This is a genomic window from Kribbella koreensis, from assembly GCF_039525325.1.
Classification (GTDB): domain Bacteria; phylum Actinomycetota; class Actinomycetes; order Propionibacteriales; family Kribbellaceae; genus Kribbella; species Kribbella koreensis.
This window is the reverse complement of the sequence record NZ_BAAAHK010000008.1, coordinates 248,408-266,885: the sequence shown is the minus strand read 5'-3', so window position 1 is coordinate 266,885 and position 18,478 is coordinate 248,408. Positions and strand designations below refer to the sequence as shown.

Annotated in this window: 17 protein-coding genes; 10 read left to right on the top strand and 7 right to left on the bottom strand. The window is 61.7% G+C overall.

Features of this window, described 5'->3' with window-relative positions; translation table 11 throughout:
* The first annotated feature begins 49 nt into the window (after positions 1-49).
* Complete coding sequence (locus tag ABD116_RS19310; RefSeq protein WP_343971663.1) at positions 50-2,830, top strand: helix-turn-helix transcriptional regulator; 2,781 nt, start codon at positions 50-52, stop codon at positions 2,828-2,830.
* A 28-nt stretch (positions 2,831-2,858) separates the two neighbouring features.
* On the opposite strand, the gene ABD116_RS19305 is transcribed toward ABD116_RS19310, so the two are convergent.
* Positions 2,859-3,638: an SDR family NAD(P)-dependent oxidoreductase gene (locus tag ABD116_RS19305; RefSeq protein ID WP_343971660.1), complete on the bottom strand. Its 780-nt coding sequence runs from the start codon at positions 3,636-3,638 to the stop codon at positions 2,859-2,861.
* A gap of 259 nt (positions 3,639-3,897) precedes the next feature.
* Here ABD116_RS19305 and ABD116_RS19300 point away from each other — a divergent pair, with 259 nt between their 5' ends.
* Positions 3,898-4,809, top strand: a complete 912-nt coding sequence (locus tag ABD116_RS19300) for an alpha/beta fold hydrolase (RefSeq protein ID WP_343971657.1) — start codon at positions 3,898-3,900, stop codon at positions 4,807-4,809.
* Positions 4,810-5,260: 451 nt separating this feature from the next.
* On the opposite strand, the gene ABD116_RS19295 is transcribed toward ABD116_RS19300, so the two are convergent.
* Complete coding sequence (locus ABD116_RS19295) at positions 5,261-5,584, bottom strand: hypothetical protein (protein ID WP_343971654.1); 324 nt, start codon at positions 5,582-5,584, stop codon at positions 5,261-5,263.
* A 251-nt stretch (positions 5,585-5,835) separates the two neighbouring features.
* On the opposite strand from ABD116_RS19295, the gene ABD116_RS19290 reads away from it, so the two are divergent.
* Entirely contained in the window at positions 5,836-6,063 is a 228-nt protein-coding gene (locus ABD116_RS19290) for a helix-turn-helix domain-containing protein (protein ID WP_343971651.1), read from the top strand.
* Positions 6,064-6,274: 211 nt separating this feature from the next.
* On the opposite strand, the gene ABD116_RS19285 is transcribed toward ABD116_RS19290, so the two are convergent.
* Positions 6,275-7,219, bottom strand: a complete 945-nt coding sequence (locus tag ABD116_RS19285; protein WP_343971648.1) for a toll/interleukin-1 receptor domain-containing protein — start codon at positions 7,217-7,219, stop codon at positions 6,275-6,277.
* A 51-nt stretch (positions 7,220-7,270) separates the two neighbouring features.
* Entirely contained in the window at positions 7,271-8,215 is a 945-nt protein-coding gene (locus ABD116_RS19280) for a DUF4231 domain-containing protein (RefSeq protein ID WP_343971645.1), read from the bottom strand.
* Between the two features lie 36 nt (positions 8,216-8,251).
* On the opposite strand from ABD116_RS19280, the gene ABD116_RS19275 reads away from it, so the two are divergent.
* Together ABD116_RS19275 and ABD116_RS19270 are read left to right on the top strand one after the other, a co-directional pair.
* A complete protein-coding gene (locus ABD116_RS19275; RefSeq protein ID WP_343971642.1) occupies positions 8,252-9,028 on the top strand; it encodes a hypothetical protein in 777 nt (258 codons plus the stop codon).
* A gap of 15 nt (positions 9,029-9,043) precedes the next feature.
* Positions 9,044-9,511: a TIR domain-containing protein gene (locus tag ABD116_RS19270; RefSeq protein WP_343971639.1), complete on the top strand. Its 468-nt coding sequence runs from the start codon at positions 9,044-9,046 to the stop codon at positions 9,509-9,511.
* Positions 9,512-9,521: 10 nt separating this feature from the next.
* Here the strand turns inward: ABD116_RS19270 and ABD116_RS19265 are convergent, their stop codons facing one another.
* The 3 genes from ABD116_RS19265 to ABD116_RS19255 all read right to left on the bottom strand — a co-directional run bounded on the left by ABD116_RS19265 (position 9,522) and on the right by ABD116_RS19255 (position 12,500).
* A complete protein-coding gene (locus ABD116_RS19265) occupies positions 9,522-10,538 on the bottom strand; it encodes a nucleotide kinase domain-containing protein (RefSeq protein ID WP_343971636.1) in 1,017 nt (338 codons plus the stop codon).
* 18 nt (positions 10,539-10,556) lie between these two features.
* Positions 10,557-11,525 (bottom strand): TylF/MycF/NovP-related O-methyltransferase, encoded by a 969-nt coding sequence (locus ABD116_RS19260; RefSeq protein WP_343971633.1) that lies wholly within the window; start codon positions 11,523-11,525, stop codon positions 10,557-10,559.
* 90 nt (positions 11,526-11,615) lie between these two features.
* A complete protein-coding gene (locus ABD116_RS19255) occupies positions 11,616-12,500 on the bottom strand; it encodes a nucleoside triphosphate pyrophosphohydrolase family protein (protein WP_343971630.1) in 885 nt (294 codons plus the stop codon).
* 1,217 nt (positions 12,501-13,717) lie between these two features.
* On the opposite strand from ABD116_RS19255, the gene ABD116_RS19250 reads away from it, so the two are divergent.
* The 5 genes from ABD116_RS19250 (at position 13,718) to ABD116_RS19230 (ending at position 18,276) form a co-directional block, all read left to right on the top strand.
* On the top strand, positions 13,718-14,908 hold the full coding sequence (locus ABD116_RS19250) for an IS110 family RNA-guided transposase (RefSeq protein ID WP_343971627.1): 1,191 nt from the start codon (positions 13,718-13,720) through the stop codon (positions 14,906-14,908).
* Positions 14,909-14,935: 27 nt separating this feature from the next.
* Complete coding sequence (locus tag ABD116_RS19245) at positions 14,936-15,511, top strand: hypothetical protein (protein ID WP_343971624.1); 576 nt, start codon at positions 14,936-14,938, stop codon at positions 15,509-15,511.
* A gap of 431 nt (positions 15,512-15,942) precedes the next feature.
* The gene (locus ABD116_RS19240) at positions 15,943-16,545 is read left to right on the top strand and encodes a hypothetical protein (protein ID WP_343971621.1); all 603 of its coding nucleotides are present in this window, start codon (positions 15,943-15,945) and stop codon (positions 16,543-16,545) included.
* 484 nt (positions 16,546-17,029) lie between these two features.
* The gene (locus ABD116_RS19235; RefSeq protein WP_343971618.1) at positions 17,030-17,473 is read left to right on the top strand and encodes a hypothetical protein; all 444 of its coding nucleotides are present in this window, start codon (positions 17,030-17,032) and stop codon (positions 17,471-17,473) included.
* Complete coding sequence (locus tag ABD116_RS19230; protein ID WP_343971615.1) at positions 17,470-18,276, top strand: hypothetical protein; 807 nt, start codon at positions 17,470-17,472, stop codon at positions 18,274-18,276. Before ABD116_RS19235 ends, ABD116_RS19230 begins: the two co-directional genes overlap by 4 nt.
* Positions 18,277-18,478 lie beyond the last annotated feature (202 nt).

Below are 18,478 nucleotides of genomic sequence, written 5' to 3'. Positions count from 1 at the left end.
TATGACATCGGATCATTCCACCCCCGCGTGGGCGGGAGAGGGTGTTCCAGTGGGCGACCTGTTCGAGCACGCCGGCGTCGATCTGCTCGTGGGACGCGGCGTGGCGCTCGAGCGAATCCGTGGCTTTCTCGACGCCACAGACCGTGGTGGAGCGCTGGTGTTGTCAGGAGCGGCGGGAGTAGGCAAGACCGTCCTGCTCGATGCGGTGGCGGAAGCGGCGGTCGCGAACGGGTCGCGGGTACTGCGTGCCGCCGGCGTCGAGTTCGAGGCCGACGTGAGCTATTCGGGCCTGAACCAGGTTCTTTTCCCGCTGTACGAGGTCTTCGGGGAACTGGAGACGCCGCATGCCGAGGCGCTGCAAGTCGCTCTGGGCTTCGGGAGCGGAGCGCCGCCGGAACGGCTTGTCGTGTCGAACGCGACGCTCATGCTCCTGTGTCACGTGGCCAAGGCCAGCCCCTTGCTGCTGATCGTCGACGACCTGCCGTGGCTCGATCGGGCCAGCGCCGCCGTACTGGGCTTCGTCGCCCGCAGGCTCAACGGCACCCGCGTCACCTTCCTCGGCGCCATGCGCTCGGGAAGTGAGACCTTCTTCCACGGCGGCGGCCTGCCCGAGTACGAGGTGCCGCCGCTGGACGGAGAGTCCTCGCAACTCCTGCTGAACACCCGATTTCCGGCCCTGGCCGCTCAAGTGCGTCAGCGGCTCCTGTCGGTAGCCGAGGGGAACCCGCTGGCGTTGCTCGAGTTGCCCACCGCGCTGAGCGGGGAGCAACGTTCGGCGCTGGAGACACTTCCCGCGGTGCTCCCGCTCAGCGAACGCCTCCAGGCGCTGTTCGTCTCCCGGGTGTCTGCTCTCCCTGTGGCCGCGCGACGGCTGCTGTTGCTCGCGACCCTGGAGGGAACCGGCGATCTCGCTGTCCTGCAGGCGTCGGCGCGGCAGGCCGGCTACGAATCCGACCTCGAAGACCTCGCCCCGGCCGAGCAGGATCGGCTGGTGTCTTTCGACGACGGCACGCGCCGGCTCGTTTTCCGGCATCCCTTGATCCGCTCGGCGGTCGTGAGCGCCTGCACGAGCGCCGAACGCCGAGCGGCTCATCGGGCACTGGCCGAGGTACTGATGAGCCACCCCGAGCGGCGGGCATGGCACCTCGGCGAAGCCTGCGTCGAGCCGGACGAACAGGTGGCCGGACTGCTCGAACAAGCGGCGCGGCGGATCGCGGCCCGCGGCGACGCCGTCGGTGCGGTGGCGGCGCTGGTGAGGGCTGCCGATCTGAGTCCTCAAGGATCGCACCGCGCTCGCCGGCTCGCTGAGGCCGCCTACATCGGCGCCGACGCGACCGGGCAACTCCGCAACGCCTCGGAACTGCTCGAAGGCGCTCGGCAGGCCGATCCGGAGCTGATGGACTCCCTGCACTTCGCCGCTGCCGCTGTCTTCTTGATCATCAACGGCGACGGGGACATCGACACCGCCCACCGGCTGCTGGCCGGTGCCGTCGAGGCCGGCACGCACCAGTACGACGCCCAGGACGGCGCCCTCATCGACGCGCTCCACCTGCTGCTGCTCCTCTGCTTCTTCAGTGGTCGCGCGGAGCTCTGGAACCCTTTGTACGCAACGCTCCGACGGCTGCGGCCGGAGCCGCCCGCCCTGCTCTCGGTGGCTGCCAAGACCTTCTCCGACCCGGTCCGTACCGGTGCTGGAGCCGTGAACCAACTGGAGTCGGTTCTTGGCGACCTGCAGAAGGAAACCGATCCCGGCTGGATCGTTCGCGCGGGCACCGGCGCGCTCTACCTCGATCGGCTGGCAGAGGTCCGCGAGCCCTCGTGGCGAGTTGTCTTCCAAGGGCGCGACGGCGGTCCGCCGCGGCGGCACATCGGAGCGCTGATGCACCTGTGCCTGGACGACTACCTCACCGGCAGATGGGACGAGTGCCTGGAGCTGGCCGATGAGGGAATCCAGGTCTGCCAGGACTCCGGATACCCCTTCTTTACTTGGTACTTCTGGTACTGCCGAGCCGTCGTCGCTGCAGCCCGCGGCGACGACGAAGCGGCCGACCGCCTGACTGACCAGATCATTCGCTGGGCGACACCCCGAGGCGTGGGAGTGGCGCTGCACTACACCCGGCACGTCCGCACAGTCGCCGAATCCGGCCGCGGCGACTTCGAAAGCGCCTATCGACACGCGACGGCCCTGAGTCCGGCGGGTACGTTCGCCTCCCACGTGCCGCACGCGTTGTGGGTGGCGTTCGACGTCGTCGAGGCCGCCGTGCGGACCGATCGGCACTCCGCCGCCGCCGCTCACGTGCGTGCCATGCGGGAGGCCGACATCGCTGGGCTGTCCCCGCGGCTCGGCCTTCTTGCAGCGGGTTCGGCGGCGTTGTGCGCGACAGACGACAACGAGGCTGTGCGCCTGTTCGAGCAGGCGCTGGCGAGACCGGGCGTCGAAAGGTGGCCGTTCGATCTGGCCCGTGTTCGGCTGGCGTACGGGGAACGGCTGCGACGCTTCCGGGCGAATGCCGACTCCCGAGAGCCGCTGCGGCTGGCGTACGACGCCTTCACACTGCTCGGCGCCAGGCCCTGGGCCGACCGGGCCGCCAAAGAACTCCGCGCCACCGGATGGGGCACACCCAAAACCACGGCGGGCGGAGAGGTACTCACGCCCCAGGAGCGGGAGATCGCGGATCTGGCGGCGTCCGGCTTGACCAACAAACAGATCGCCGAGCGGCTGTACCTCTCGCACCGGACCATCGGCGCGCATCTGTACCAGATCTTCCCGAAGCTCGGGATCACCTCCAGAGCAGCCCTTCGCGACGCGCTTGCCATCTTGGAGAAATAGCACCTACGACCGGCCGGTGAGCCTCTCGTCAACCTGGCCGGCCAGGAGCGATCCGCTGTGGACGGCTGCCTTTGGGGCTGTCGACGACGGCCGCGATGGCCTGGGCCGCGAGGACGACCTCCGCTTCCGTGAGCACCTGCTCGGCAAGCTTCGAGTCCACCCGGTCAACCAGGCCGGGGTATCGGCCTTCATAGGCCCGGGCCGTCTCGACGTCGTCCGGACCGACGGTCCGCACGCGCGTGCCCTCCTCGGGGACCAGGAAACCGGGGACGACGATCGTGGTCTCGACCCCGAAACCGGTCAGCTCCCGGCCGTAGCTCGCTGCGAGATGGTCGATCATCGTCACCACTTCGGAGTGCAGCGCGAGGTAGGGAGTGCCCTCGGCGTCGTGGTTCGCCGGCACCATCCAGACCAGCAGGCCATCCCGCCGCTCGCGCATCTGCGGCAGCACGCAACGGTTGACGCGCTGGGTGGACAGCACATGCGCGTCGTAGAGCTGCGCCAGCTGGTACGGGGTGAAGGATTCGAGCGGTCCTCGAGGGACCGGACCGACCGCGTGGACCACTACGTCGATTCTTCCGGCTTCCGCCACGATCGCATCGACGGCCGTCGAGACCGAGCGCTGGTCGGCGACGTCCAACGAGATGCGGCGCAGGGCATGGCCACTCGGCTCGGCGATCCGGCCGGTTGGATCGACGGCAGTCGGGCCGATCCCGGCGTACACGGTGTGACCTGAACTGGCCAGCGCGTTGGCGATGGCGGCTCCGAGGTCACTGGAAGCCCCGGTAACAAGGACGATCTGGGACATGCTGCTCCTCGCTACTGTTCGGCGGGCTGTCCCATCAGTGTCGGTAGGCCGGAAACGCTTCGCATAGGTCGGATGACTGTCAGCGAGACTGTGGTCCTGCCGGCCTGTGTGCAAAGCGGTGGCATGGAGAAATGACTGCCGGGTGCGGAGTGTCGCGCCGCCTGGCGATGGTCTTCCGACGGAAGCGGTCCCCCGCCGATCCCGGCCAGGCTGTCGATCAGCGCCAGGAGGCGCAGTCACCGCGCGGGAAGGGCAAGAAATGACAGCGAGTTTCGCACAAGCACCGACCGAGACGGTGGACATCGCCGGTACGCCGTTCGCGTACCGCGAGGTGGGTGTCGCCGGTACGCCGCTCGCGTACCGCGAGGTGGGTGTCGCCGGTACGCCGCTCGCGTACCGCGAGGTGGGTCCGACCGCCGACGTACCGCTGGTACTGCTGAACCACATCACCGCGGTACTGGACGACTGGGACCCCGCCGTGGTCGACGGCCTAGCGGCTGAGCGACGCGTCATCGCAGTCGACCTCCGAGGCGTCGGCGCCTCCGGCGGCACCACCCCCGACACCATCGAGGCAATGGCCGCCGACACCGCGTCCTTCCTAGAGGCACTCGGCGTGGAAGCCGCCGACCTACTCGGATTCTCCCTAGGCGGCATGGTCGCCCAGACAGTCGCCCAACAACGCCCCGACCTGATCCGCCGACTCGTCCTGGTCGGCACCTCGCCCGCCGCCGACGAAGGCCCAGGCACCTGGGCCGCCGGCCTGCAAAGCGCCTTCGGGAAAGCAGACACCGAAGGCAAACACCCCAAACACTTCCTCTTCTTCACCCCAACGCCCCGCAGCCAGTCCGCCGCGGACGCCTTCCTAACCCGCCTAACCGAACGCACCGAGAACCACGACCACCCCGTAACGCAAGAGACGATCACCGCCCAGCTAACCGCAGCCACCAAGTGGGAACGGGCCACCTCACCCGCCGCCCTGTCCGACGTACAAAACCCCACCCTCATCGTCAACGGCGACGACGACACCCTGGTCCCGACCATCAGCTCCTTCCACCTAGCCCAACTGCTCCCCAACGCCACTCTGAGCATCTACCCAGACGCCGGCCACGGCGCCCTCTTCCAACACCACAACCTGTTCGTCCAGCAGGCACAGGACTTCCTCAACGACTGACAGGCCAGGGCAATCAGTCCGCTAGGTCGCCTTAGGCAACGTTCAGCAGGTCGAGCACCCAGTCCCACTGGAAGGTCTGAGCGACGCGCTCTCCTGTACCCGAGGACAGCGGTTCAAGAGATGAGGTCGAACCGTCGTGCGGATCGACGATGTGCACGCCTGCGTACCGAAGTACAGCGAGCGATGCGGTCCAGGCAGGGTGACCGGCCAGGTCGTGCTTGGCGAAGAGGACGACGGCGGTAGGGATGCGGGAGCCTAACGCTGCACCGCAAGCCACGGGAGGGCAGCATCTGTCGGCAGTACATAAGGGTTCCAGCCTCGCGCGCGAGCACCTCGTGCACCGGCTTCAACGCGTGATGCGAGAGGGGCTCCGCAGGTCACGAGATACAGGGTTCGGTCGGTCGCGCGAGGAGTCCTGCGCGGGCGGCGATGACGGTCAGGGCTGGGGCGGTTACGGCTGGGGTGGTGTGGGCGGCTGCTGTTCGGCTCTGGCCAGGCGCTCCTCGAGGGCGCGGATTCTGTTGTAGAGGTCGACCAGGGTTACGCCGTTGACTACTACGCCGGGACGCTGCCAGTTCCTTCGCACGATGTCTTCGTGGGCTTCTTGTGGGGACCGCTCAAGGCCCGTCGGAGGGGTGGCGGGTGATCCCGGCACAGCGTTGGGATCGCCCGGCATGCCCACGGCTTTCCTCTGGCTTCTCACCACGGCGATCGGGCCGACCACGAACAGCACCAGCACGACGGCCAGAATCAGGAACAGCCAGTTCGGGGACACCAGGACCTCCATGCTGGGTTCGAGCCTCGGCGGTCGATCGCGGGAACGCAAACGGCCGGTCACCTTGGTGACCGGCCTTGCTGTTTGTGGAGGTTCTAAAGCGCTACTCAAACCAGACCCCACTACTGACCCAACTGGGGAGGGTGCGCGAGTCTCTGGCGGCAGATCCGGTCCGGGAGCTTGTAACGGCGCCTGCCTGTCGCCCGCACAAGCTCGAAGACCGGCTGGACAGCTCTGTGTTCACTCGGATCGTGGCCGAGTACAACACTGGTACTCCGAGCCAGCGAGTGGCCGACATGTTCAAGGTCTCGAAACCTGCTGTCTTGAAGATCCTGCGCGAAGCCGGAGTTGAACTCCGGTGGCCACGGATCACCAGCGATGAAATCAGGCAGGCTGCTCAACTGTATGAGAGCGGCTTGTCTTTGGCTGACGTCGGCAAGCGACTCAATCGTGAAGCCTCGACGAGGCGTGAGGCGTGAAGATGCGGGATACGCATGGACGACCGCGAGCCTGCGACGGGGGATAAGTCCTCAGCTATTAGAATAGAACAATAGCGGGATTGGGGCAAGCCGAGCTTGATCCTCAGGAAAGAGATCAGGAGCCGCAACTTTTAGGTATCAACTTTGGAAACTACTATCATTCATTGCCGCGCAACACCTCTCCATTCGCAAGGTGACCCTAGATCAATCATTAAACCCACTTCACCGCAGGAATTTCCTCGCCTTGCTCATTGAACCATCGTTCACCAATGGCATTGCCTGCCGAATCGTACTCGAATATTTTACTAGCATAAGGAAAAGCGCGATCCGGCAAATGCTCGGGATCAGTCACAATATCTTCGCGAGTCGGCAATCCATGACTATCGTAGCGAACGACGCGCGCAGTGGCCTCACCCAGAAACCGCATCGTCTTCATGGCACGATTCCCGGTGATTGGATCATACGCGCAATACCACACGTCATCCACAATAGCCCAGGCACCGTCATCGCCTCGGGAGTACATCCTATTACCAACGACGCGTCCATCATCGTCAAAATCAAATTCCTTATAATGGATCAGCTTTCCACTTTCAAAAACTTCGACTTGGACAACTACGCCATCCTTCCATTCAATACAGTAGGCCGCGCCCATCGTCGCTTTCTGCGCTACTGGACCCACCCCAACAGGTTCGCCCAAATTTGAGATATTGAGACCCTTGAACCATCGAGAACCAGTGAATCCACCATCCACGCCCCGTATCTTCTTCACTAACTGCCGCATGCTTTTAGCATAATGTTTGCGATTAACAAAGTCCAGTCGATGTAGGTGCCGAATACGCTCGGGTATGAGTTCTTCATCAGTCCGCCAGATCACAATCGGCAAAGTGAATGGCCGCCTCTCGACTAGCAGGCGACTGAATGCCTGCTCGAACTCGACTTCGCGAACATAGTACGACTCCACCGCAGCCGGCGAAATCGCAAGACAGAAGAATCGTGCTTCCGAAATCGCCGATTCGATAGATCGATGCGTGGAATCTCCGACCGCAATCTCAATCGTATCGAACCACACGTCAACACCATGGTCTTGCAAGTCAGAAACCAATCGTCGGACTAGTTTCTGATTCCGATGAGAATACGAAATAAATACGTCATGCATAGCGCTCCACCCCCGGGGACATTAGTTAGTACTACCGCACAGACTGAACAGTCACTCCGGCCGAGACCGGGATGCCCTCCACATGGTGTGCTCCCTACTGATGGCTTCCTCTGCGTCGGCAGCCTCCGCTCCCCACGTCTCATCGGCGTTGGGCTGCGTACAATCAACCGAATCCAAACGGGCTCTAGCGATTGAAAGTTCTTCAGAAGCAAAGAAGTAGGCGCGACCATTGGTCGAGTACTGCCGCAGGCTGAGTCTTGTCGCACCTACCCCAATGAGGGCGGCCACGACGCCAGCGAGATCGAAGTCGATTACACCTATCACCTTCAAAAAAGCGGCCACGATACCCATGCCCTCGACTACCAGCAGCCCGATTCCCCAGGCGCTTGCCCGCTTCTGGTTGAATGCTGCCTTCCTTGCATACCATTCTCGCTGGTCATCTATTCGATCACGAACGTAGACCGCTTTTCGGACTTCCGCATGAGAGTGGCGCAGCGTCCTTACAGATTCTGAGATAGTCGACTGAGTTCCAGCGGAAATTGGCGACGCCAGTTTTACATCCTTGAGTAGTTGCTCAAGTGCATTCAGGAATCGCTTATCCTGCGCATCACTCAACTCCTCGAAGGGCGATGCCCTGACTGCATATCTCCAAGTTAAGCTCTTCACTGACTCCGCCACCGCACGGCCGTCATACCAAGCTCCATTCGGCTTGCTACTGCGGAGATAGACTTCGACGAGTAGCAAAGCCAGCAGAATAACCATCGTGATGATCGCGAGTACGTCAACACGTTGGCTGCCAACTCTCCAAGCTGCGATCCCCGAAGCCGCAGCGGCAACGGCGAGCCAAGATCGCCAGATGACAGCTCCGGTGTACCGTTGCTGCCCCGACAGTGATGTCCTATCGGCGGCCGCAAACAGGCTCGGCAGATCGCCATCATCCAAGCGCCGCTCAGGGAAGTCTGCCATCAGTGCCCACCCCATACTTTCGATGATCATCTAGCAGTCCCGCACAACTAGCGGCTATGGTGAAGTATGGTCAAGAAATCGGGCTCCAGCAAGCCACCGAACACGCCGTGGAAGCCGCTCGAGGATAAGACCGGCGCCGGCTATCTGTCGGTGTACCTCAGCGACCCCGTTGCTCGATATCCGGTTCGTTACGTCACTAAACCCAGAGACAACAAGAGCGATCCCAACTTGGAGACCGGAACCTACGGTCTCTTCTCAACCTGCGAGTTCGATCTACGGGGCAAGGCTGTACGCGACGGCCGGACGCACATATTCTTTGTCACGAGCCACGGCAAGGAGAAGCGAGCGCTCACCGGCTATTACGATATCGGCTGGTTCGCTGAAAGCACTGCGGGAGCTGGCAGGGGTGACTATGCCCTCGCAGCGCGCGAACTTCGGTTCGTCGATCCGATTCTTCTCAGTGATCTGCCATCGAGCGTGAGGGACGTTTGCGCGCCGTTTTTCCGGCTGATGAGGCCGATCGACACAGTCACTACAAAGGCGCTGCGTAAGATCATCGACCGCAGGCCGGATCGCACAGCAGACTACGTCGACGAGATTCACCGCCTCGAACATCTCTCTCATTTCAAGACTGGCTATACTTATCCGACCTGGGGCAAGGACGATACGTTTGAATGGGGGCACGCGGCAGCGTATCTGGGCAAGCTCGGAACAGTTTACAAGGGAACGAATCCTGGCGGTCTATGGCGTTGCACGAGTTGCGGCTATCGAGATATTCGCAGCAAGGCGCCCCTCAAGCAATGTCCACTCTGCAAGGAAATGGGCACCCTACAACCGCAGTGATCAAGCGAGGTTTCAGTGACACGCCGCGTCTTTATCAGTTACCAGCATGAAGATCAGATGAAGGCCAAAGGGTTCAATCTGATGCGGTATAACGAGAAGCTCGATCTCCGGTTCACCGGGAGACACTTGCTCGACCCGGTGAAGAGTAACGACGATGCCTACATCAGCAGGAAGATCCGAGAACAGATAACTAACACCTCAGCGACCGTTGTCCTCATCGGAGACAAGACACACCAGAGTGATTGGGTTCCGAAGGAGGTCGCCTGGAGCCTCGGTAAGAACCCGCCGAACGGCATCGTCGGGATACGCCTCTCTGACGACGTCAAATTACCTCAAGAGCTCATCGACTGCGGCGCGGAAATTCTTGACTGGTTCAAGCCGGAAGACGTGCGAGAATTCGGTGATGCGATTGAGCGTGCAGCGAGCACCACTCGACGCCTCATTAATGTCATCCCGAACACGTCTAGCTCGTGTAGCCGGTAGGGGGTTAGGCTCAGAAGAGTGTCGTTTGCATCGATGCCGGAGCACTGCCAAGAACCGGCCCATCAGGAAGCGCCGCGTTGACATTCCACTTCGGGGGGAAGAATAGCGTCATCGGCTCGTGCGCTACCGAGAATCTGGCTTTGATTCGTTTGCGAGCACTTGCAAGTTCAGGGACAGCCTCACGGCAGTATTTGTCGGTCTCACAGAAGAGTCCCTGGCAGTCGATTGCGTGCAGCGGGCGACCCCACAGTCCACCAAACGGAAGACCCAGTCGCTCAAACTCATCGCCCTGTCGATCGACCATCCAGAGAATCACATCCTCTGGGGAATAGTCACCAAGATCTGTAAAGCATTTTTTGATACCGCGGAGCGACCCGGGGCCGGCCTGCGTGAACTCGTTCTCGCTGAAATCGAGCAAGCTTGAATAGTTGAGATCGATACTCGTCTGGTATGACATGAAGTCGCCCATCAGGGGATAGCCATGCAAAAGCACATAGACTTCCTTGAGGGATGTCGCTCGCAGTAACTGGCCAGCCAAATCGTCATGAAGAAACATATGACGGAACAACTCAACATGATTGAGATGTTTCGCGCTTTGCCCGTACGCATTCGTAGCACAGAGGATAAATGCTCCGGTGTAAAGTCCACCGTTGAGTTGCTTGGTCTGATTCAGAGCCTCTGTGAAAGCGCCGCTCGCGAGATCATCTAGCGTCGGATAGTGCCCTAGAAGTTGCCGGAGGGTGCGCCAGGTTTCAATCTTGCTGAAAGTCCGAAAAGCGACAATCTGAAACAGACGATCCTCTGGACTACATGATTCCTCATGATACGCAACATGCCGAATGAGGTATTGACTGACCCGATCGGCGGCTCTGTAGACGTTGCAGAATTTGTACTCTTGAAGGATCGGATCTTCAGTCCACGGCGCCGCCTGATTGGCTACGCGACGCTCGAAGGCAGCCTGCCGCTCGGAGGCAAAATACCAATAGAGATCATAGATGCCCGGCCGCGGTGTTGGACTACGCTTCATGCTTCTATTTATCATGTCTCAGATCGCTTGGCGATAGAACACGCCGGTTCCGTGTAGGTGAAAGTACCGCGGATCGTCGAGTAGCACGCTGCCAGCCATTCGCTCACCCAAGGTATACCGGAAGCGGTCGACGCCTGTGAAGTGATCGAAGACAATCGCGCCGCCCACCACCGTCCGCTCGCGGACAACTTCCAAAGCGGCCTTGGCTGAACTGTAATTGTCGGTGTCGACAAAGCTGACAACAATATCCTCGTCCCGAAGGGCATCCGCAGTCACGACGATGTCACCTTCGATAATCTCAACATTCCGATCCCCCAGATACTGCTTGACGCTGCCGACATCGGTAAAAACACAGTCTGGGTGGTCATACATGTCGAGCGGGCTGCGCCGTGGCGGAAAGCCGTTAAACGAATCAAATCCGATGACTTTCCAGTCTTTACCAAGACGCTCGATCACCCTAGAAAGGAACATCGTCGTACCTCCCTTGAACATTCCGAACTCGGCCACGATGCCCTTAAGGTCAAGCCGGCTCGCGTTCACGAGGCACTGATACAGATGCGTCAAGCTGTGCGGATAACCGTTGGCCAATGACGGCACGAGAAGGTTGGCACCCTCCTCCTCGAAGATGGCATCGCGGAACGTCAGATGGCCGTAACCCGCCACGATCACCCTCGGGGCGCCCCTGAGGTACGGGAGCGCCGCGCTGAGAAGCTCCTGCTTCTCGTCGTCTGCGGCGACAACTACTACGTCTGGAGCCAAGTCCGCCAACGCGTCCATCGCACGAACTGGCACAGTCAGTTCCGGTCGCGCCCCAGGCTTCTCGGCAGTATGAACAGACGTCACCTGCTTCAGCAGTCCAGATCCGGCAAGTTTGCCAAGCACTGCTGTCGTAACTGGCGTCAAACCGAGCAGCACGACACTTTGAGCGCCGGATAGCAGTTCTCGCTCGACGTCCTCGATCAGCTTGGCTAGATTGCCGCCGTCCACCTGAGACCTCCGCGTCGCTACTGATCGAGTGCCGAGGTGGCTCCGCGTCACGACCATGTGGCCTCGTGTGACCCCCGCAACACCCCCGCGTTAAGTGGGCATCTTTGCATAGGTCAAAGTCCGCGCGTCAAGGTCAGCCGTTAGGTAGCCTCCCTCGTTATCAGCGAGCTGCTTCAGCGCGGAGAACCCCTGTGAGATCGCTCGGCGCCAGAGCCACGAAGGCATCGCATCGACCTCGAGGTCCGTGACCGCGGCCTTGGCCACCTCGATGACCTCACCGTCGACGCTCAGCTCGGTGAGAAACCCAAGCCGGCGCTTCGCCAGCCGCGACAGCACCGCGGCGAGCCCTTCCTCGGCGAAGACCGCCCGGGCGCCGTCTTCACACTCATCTGTCGCCTGATCGGACTTCCGTTTGAGCTTCAGGAGCGAGCGCGTGTTCGGAGACCATCCGAGCACGGCCATAAATCCTAGATGGATAGCATCGTGGTACCGGTAGTTGTCCGGCTGCCGAGAGTTGTCTGTCAAAGGGTCACCGAGTCCCCCGCCCACTTGGAAGCCCAGCACCTTGCCATCAGACGAGGTCACACGGCCGTCGGGAAACGCATTGGGCTCGGCTGAAACGACGACCATCCTCGCCTGGCGTACACCGGATGAGCCATCAGCCTCGATGAACGACAGGACAAGCTTTCGAGGGAACCGCTCCGTCATCGGGTACTCAGAATCGAAGGAAGGCAACCCGGAAAGATCCTCGACGGTGATCTCACCGTGGTAGCGATCCCGTGTACGCAGCAAGTTGGCCTCGGCAATCGAGTTCAGATCCAGCCCGCATGCGGTTGCAACCGCAGCTATGTACCACAACTCATCGCCGAGCTCTTCTGTGAGGATCGCCCGGTTCGCCGCGAGGTCGATACTGTCTCGTAGATACTTCTTGTAGACATTGAGGATAGTTCCGGTCTTGCTGGCAAGGCCCAACATCGGAGCCAACGCCGCTTGTGGCCCACCCGACTCCAAGCGGGCATGACTCGTCAACGCAGCTGTCCTTTGGTAGTCCCCAAACTCCACGATCCGCGCCCATCTACTCAACAACTGCGCCCACTGCCCCTAGCGCAGCACTATGCACTCGTTACGCTCTGTTGCCAAGGCTTCGGTTGCAGGTTGTGAGCGACGAGAGCATGCCATGATCATCGGAGAGGATGAAGCGGCACGTCGACACTCACCCAGCTGGATCAAGACCATCCATTTGTGCAAGGAGACTCAGATCAACGGCTTCCAGTCAGGCCACGGCCGTGCACCTCGAAGTCCACGCGAGGAGGCGACACGTAGGGCAGCCTCGTCTCGGAATTTCTCGTTCTCACTAGCGCGCTGTGCGGCGTAACAGGTCACTCTAAGTTCACGGATGTCCCGCAAAGTCTCGAAGCCACACCACTCCATGACGTCATGACCGTAAGCATGGGCGAACGCGCCGTACTGAGCGGCGGACATGGTGCTGAACGTGCAGTAACGCACCGCTGTACTGACCAGATCCGGTGGGGAGTCGTCGTCCCAGCGTCACCGTGAGGCGGATCGCCTGCACGACTCACCGGTTCCGTCACTACATCGTCCCTGTTCGAGCCCGCCCCGAGTCCCCTGGCTCACCTTCCCCGGCTCGGACAGGGACCTCAATAGACCGGCTGGCGCGGACCAGGGGACGAGACTGCTCTGCGCCAGCCGGTCCAAACCTCCTGAACTGGACCCGTTCAGGAGTGGTCGCACTGATCTCTACGACCGGGGGTTGCAGCCTCGATGAGAGACAGCGAAGGCCCTCCGGGGAATCTTGTTCTGTCAGCGATGCCACGACAGTGGCCGGCCAGGTACACGCCTCATCTACACCGAAGCCAAGGGCAACGGTGGGTTTTACGACTACTTCATCTGCCGGGGCAAACAAGAAGGCGTCTGCGACCTACCTGCTCTACCCGCCCCCGTTACCTTTTTCGTGGCTCCTCGGTGAGGAGACCTGGTCGCCAGGCCCGGGCATGACTTATGCCCCCAGTCGAGGTTCATGATCCGGGGGGTGGTGTCACCGGGTTTGGCGGCATCGAGGGACCGCTGATAGGGACACTGCCGCCCACCAGGGCAGGTCTCGTCGTAACGTGGCTGCCGGCCGTCGATGCCTGACTGGACGGCCAGGAGACGACGAGACGAAAGACACCTGCATGGACCAGTACGGCGTGTTCCTGGGCCTGGACGTCGGTAAGAGCGAGCACCACGCCGTCGGTCTGGACCCGGCCGGCCAGCGGCTGCACGACGCGCCACTGCCGAACAGTGAACCGAAACTGCGGGCGATGTTCGACAAGCTCGCCGCCCACGGACCAGTCCTGGTGGTGGTCGATCAGCCCGCCACGATCGGCGCATTGCCGGTCACCGTGGCGCGTGCTTGCGGCCACGACATCGCTTACCTGCCTGGGCTGGCGATGCGCCGGATCGCCGATCTGTATCCCGGCAACGCCAAGACCGATGCCCGGGACGCGTTCATCATCGCCGACGCCGCACGCACTCTGCCGCACGCGCTGCGCCGCATCGACGCCGGTGACGAGGCCTTGGCCGAACTAGATGTGCTGGTCGGCTATGACGACGATCTGGCCGGCGAAGCGACCCGGATCAGCAACCGCATCCGCGGACTGCTCACCGGAATCCACCCCGCACTAGAACGAGTACTCGGCCCGAAAGCCACCCATCCCGCCGTACTGGAAATCCTCATCGGCTGCGGAGGCCCCGCCGGGATCCGCGCCACCAGCCGCAGGAAACTGACCGCGATCGCGACCAAACACGCACCCAGAATGGGCACCAAGCTCGTCGACGACATCCTCGCGGCGCTCGACGAACAAACCGTCATCGTCCCGGGCACCAACGCAGCCGACACCGTCCTCCCCAGACTGGCCCAGAGCCTCAAGACCGTGCTGGCTCAACGCAAGACCATCGCAACCGAGGTCGAGGAGATCCTTGATGCGCACCCTCTTGCCCAGGTCCTGATCTCGATGCCCGGCATCGGGGTCAGGACCGCAGCCCGCATCCTTCTCGAGATCGGCGACGCCTCAGCCTTCAAGAGCTCCGGCCACCTCGCCGCCTACGCTGGCATCGCACCCGTCACACACCACTCCGGCAGCAGCATCCGCGGCGAACACCCCGCCCGCAGCGGCAACCGCAAACTCAAACGCGCCTTCTTCCTCGCCGCCTTCGCTGCCCTCGCGGACCCCACCAGCCGCGCCTACTACGACAAGAAACGCGCCGAAGGCAAGAAACACAACGCCGCCCTCATCTGCCTCGCCCGACGCCGCTGCGACGTCCTATTCGCCATGCTCCGCACCAACACCCACTACCAACCACCCGCGCTCCGCGCGGCTTGACCAACCCCATAGGGACACCCCCCCCGAGTGGAACAGATCATCATCGACCACTACGTCACCGAACGCCTGCCTGACGGATTCGTCGACACCATCGGCGAACAGGCACAGGAGACTGTCGCGCTTGACCGAAGCGACCTCCAGACCCTCCGCAAACGCGCCACGAAGCGCCTACGGGAACTGGACGAGCAGGAAGAACGACTCCTCGATCTCGGAGCAGACGGGTCAATACATTCCGTCAAGCTCCGCGAACGCATCCAAAAGATCGCCGTCGAGCGAGTGCGCCTCAACGAAGACCGCCAGTCATCCACCGAGGAACTCACCCAGGCACTAGACACGATCAGCGCCGTACTCCACTTCCTCGAAGACCCGCAGGCGATGTACAAGGCGGGAGGCAACACGACACGGCGACGCATGAACGGCGCCTTCTACACAGCGCCCTATCTCACCCGGGAGATAGGGCGGACATGCCGAACGAACGCCCGTGTTCGAGGAATTCACCGCGTCATACGCGCCATATCGCCACTGGCGGGACGGACAGACGCGGGAGGCATCCGTATCCAGAAATGCAAACAGGCGTCCCAGTCAGAAGACTGGGACGCCTGAGATACCTGTAAACCCTGAGAGACGTATTCGTTACCCCTGATGATGTTCCTCTAGGAACGGGTTCGAGTACGCCTGTCATGGTGGAGCTTAGGGGATTCGAACCCCTGACCTCTTCCATGCCATGGATTTCCCCTACGCTGCGGACGCCTTGGACTACTCGCCTTCGAGTCCACTGACGTCCGGTACCGTCCGGGGCGATGCAGAGTCGTAGCCTCCCAGTTAGCCTCCCAGCAACCACGAGGAGATGCCCCCGTCCGGGGCCACGCGGAGGCACGCCAGCTAGGCTGGTTGACGGCAAGCCGGGCAGGCTGGCAAGCGAACGGAGCTCCAGCGAGGCAGGGGCATCTCCCCCGCACAGCGTCGAGGCGCGAGGCCCCGCCGGCAGCAGGCCCGGGCTGGCGACCACCCCGCTGCGTGGGACACTCAGCAGCATGACAGTGCCGCCGCCGGAAACACCGCGGACCGACCTGGTGGACAAAGCGATCGCGGGCGGACTCAGCTCCATCCCGCTGGTTGGGGGTGTGTTGGGGGTCTTCTACGAGAACTACATGCAGGCTCCGTACGACCGCCGCCTGCAGCAGTGGCAGCGGACCATGACGGAGGTAGTCAACGAGCTCGCCGAGAAGTACGACACCCTGCCTAACGACGATGTCCTTCTCGACGCATTGATCAACGCCACCCGCGCGGCACAGGCAACGTCCCAACAGGAGAAGCTCGACGCCCTGAGGAACGCAGTATTGAACTCCGTTGCCCCGGACGCGCCCGACACCGATGAGCAAGCCCGGTTCTTCCGCCTGGTCGACCAGTTCTCGGCGGCCCACCTCCGCATGCTCGCACGGATCTCCTACTACCAGCCCAGCTCGCTCTACGTGCGCCCTGATGTCATCAACACCAGACGACGAGAGTGGCGCGACCTTCTCACCGCTGACCTGAGTGGCGCTCGCCTAATCTCGGTGTCCACCGACGGCAACTACACCGCCCTGCGAACCAGTCTGGGCAGTCGGTTCCTGGACTTCATCTCCGAGAGCAGCTGACAGCCGAACAAGGAGCGTCAGGAGGTCCGGCGGAAGGCAGCAGGACTCCGCTGGCAGAACCTCAACCTGGTCTTCACTTCCGAGATCGGAACGCAACTCGATGCCGCTAGGACGGGGTTGCCGAGCCGATGGGTGCGGCGCCAGGTGACACCGCAGTCAGCGAGCGAGCGTCTCTCGCAAGCGCCTGCCGCGACGAGAGCCCCGACAGAACTGACAGAACTGACAGAACTGACAAAACCCTAAGGTTCGGCGAGTTCTGTGAGGTCTGTCGGAGCATTCCATCTGCGACCTCTGGGTTATGAGTAGGCCCACAGACGGAGGACGCGTGCGGTCCACTCAGGTCGAGGAAGGGGGACACGCAGCCCACCAGCCGAAAGCCCGCCTGCGATGTCGTCTACTCATCCTACCGCTCACTTACAGAGAGCCGTGGACTCGAATGCATCCTGCCAGTAGCGTGTTGCTCTGATGTCGGGGAGGACAAAGGATGATCGACGCCGAAGAGCGGTACCTAGCCCTGTATGACGCAATGCTGGACGCGTCGGAAGGTGCTGAGGCTAGGAGCGACGGTACCAGGCTTCAATTCGACAGTGGGGCTTGGGCATTGTCTGCTATCTCGGCGATCGCAGGCGCGATTGCTACTGGATACCTTGGCCGATTCGGCGAGGATCTCTCCGAATCCACCCGAGCCAAGCTCAAGCAGATTGTCGCGAAGAAGAAGGCGAAACCTACCCATCAATCTGGCCTGGCTGAAATACAGATACTGGTAGAAGTCAGGGTTGATATTTCGATCAGTGAAGCCTCGACGTTGGCCGAGCGAAATCTGATCGCGGCTCGCCTGCGCGAACTGGGCATCGCCGAGGGCCGAATCGAAAAAATCATTGAAACGGTTACGCAAGCCATCACAGCAACCGATCACCGAGTATTATGACCACAGACCCGAGGTTTAAGTACGAACTTCCCGGTGATTCAGATTATATCGAGAATTGGGTCGAGATCTTTGTAGATTGCCTGAACCTTGGTGCCCGCCGAGAAGATACTGACTATCTCTTTGGCGTTCTCGAATCACGTACCGTCCGAGAGAAACTCAATTCGGGACAGATCTCAGCGAGAGCCGCCAGCACTCCGCTCGGCATCCTCACACTAGTTCGTCTTTATCTCGATTTCATCGGCCTGGATACCGTTCCTCCCGCCGGCGGCTGGAAGCTGAGTGTAGCGCCTACCACTTCTGCGGATCACCTCAGTTCCTCTATCGTGAATGAAATTGAGTGGGGCCGGAGGGAAGTATTCTTGCGCAGATTCTATGTCGAGCTGCGAGATAAAGAACAGGCCGCACTAGAATGTTGTCGCGGGAGCGACATTCAAAGTTGGGACGATCTATGGTCGGCATGGTTGTACTTCAACGCACGTCGTAGCGCTACCAATCGATTTGCGCCTGCCGTTTGGCTCGGCGAATGTCGGCCAGCATGGCTCGAGCGTATGTTCCCCGAGGAGGAACGGAGGGGCTTCATGCAAGCCGACGTCGAGCGCGAGGAGGCGGGTGCCGACATTCACGCTGCCATGGCATTGTATGCATCCGATGGAGCCCAGGAAACACTACGCAAATTTGTGGAAGGTTACGCAAGGCGTCACGGCTCCTTTTCCGCGCGGCTGAAGTTGCGCGAACTCCGCCAAACCTATTCAGTAACCCCGTGGAATTATGCAGCTTGGGAATCTCGACTGAAAGACGAATGAGCGATGTTATCGCCACTCTTCACCGAGGCAGCCGACTGCGGAGACCCAAGGGGTTGCCTCTCGGCAACCACCAGGAGATGCCCCCCGCCGCAAGGGCCGGGCCGGCGTCGTCCAGACATTCATGCGGCTGGCCCTGGCGTCTGTCGGTGGCGCGTCGAACAGCGAACTGGCCTCGGCACTGACTGCTTATGCCAAAGGAACT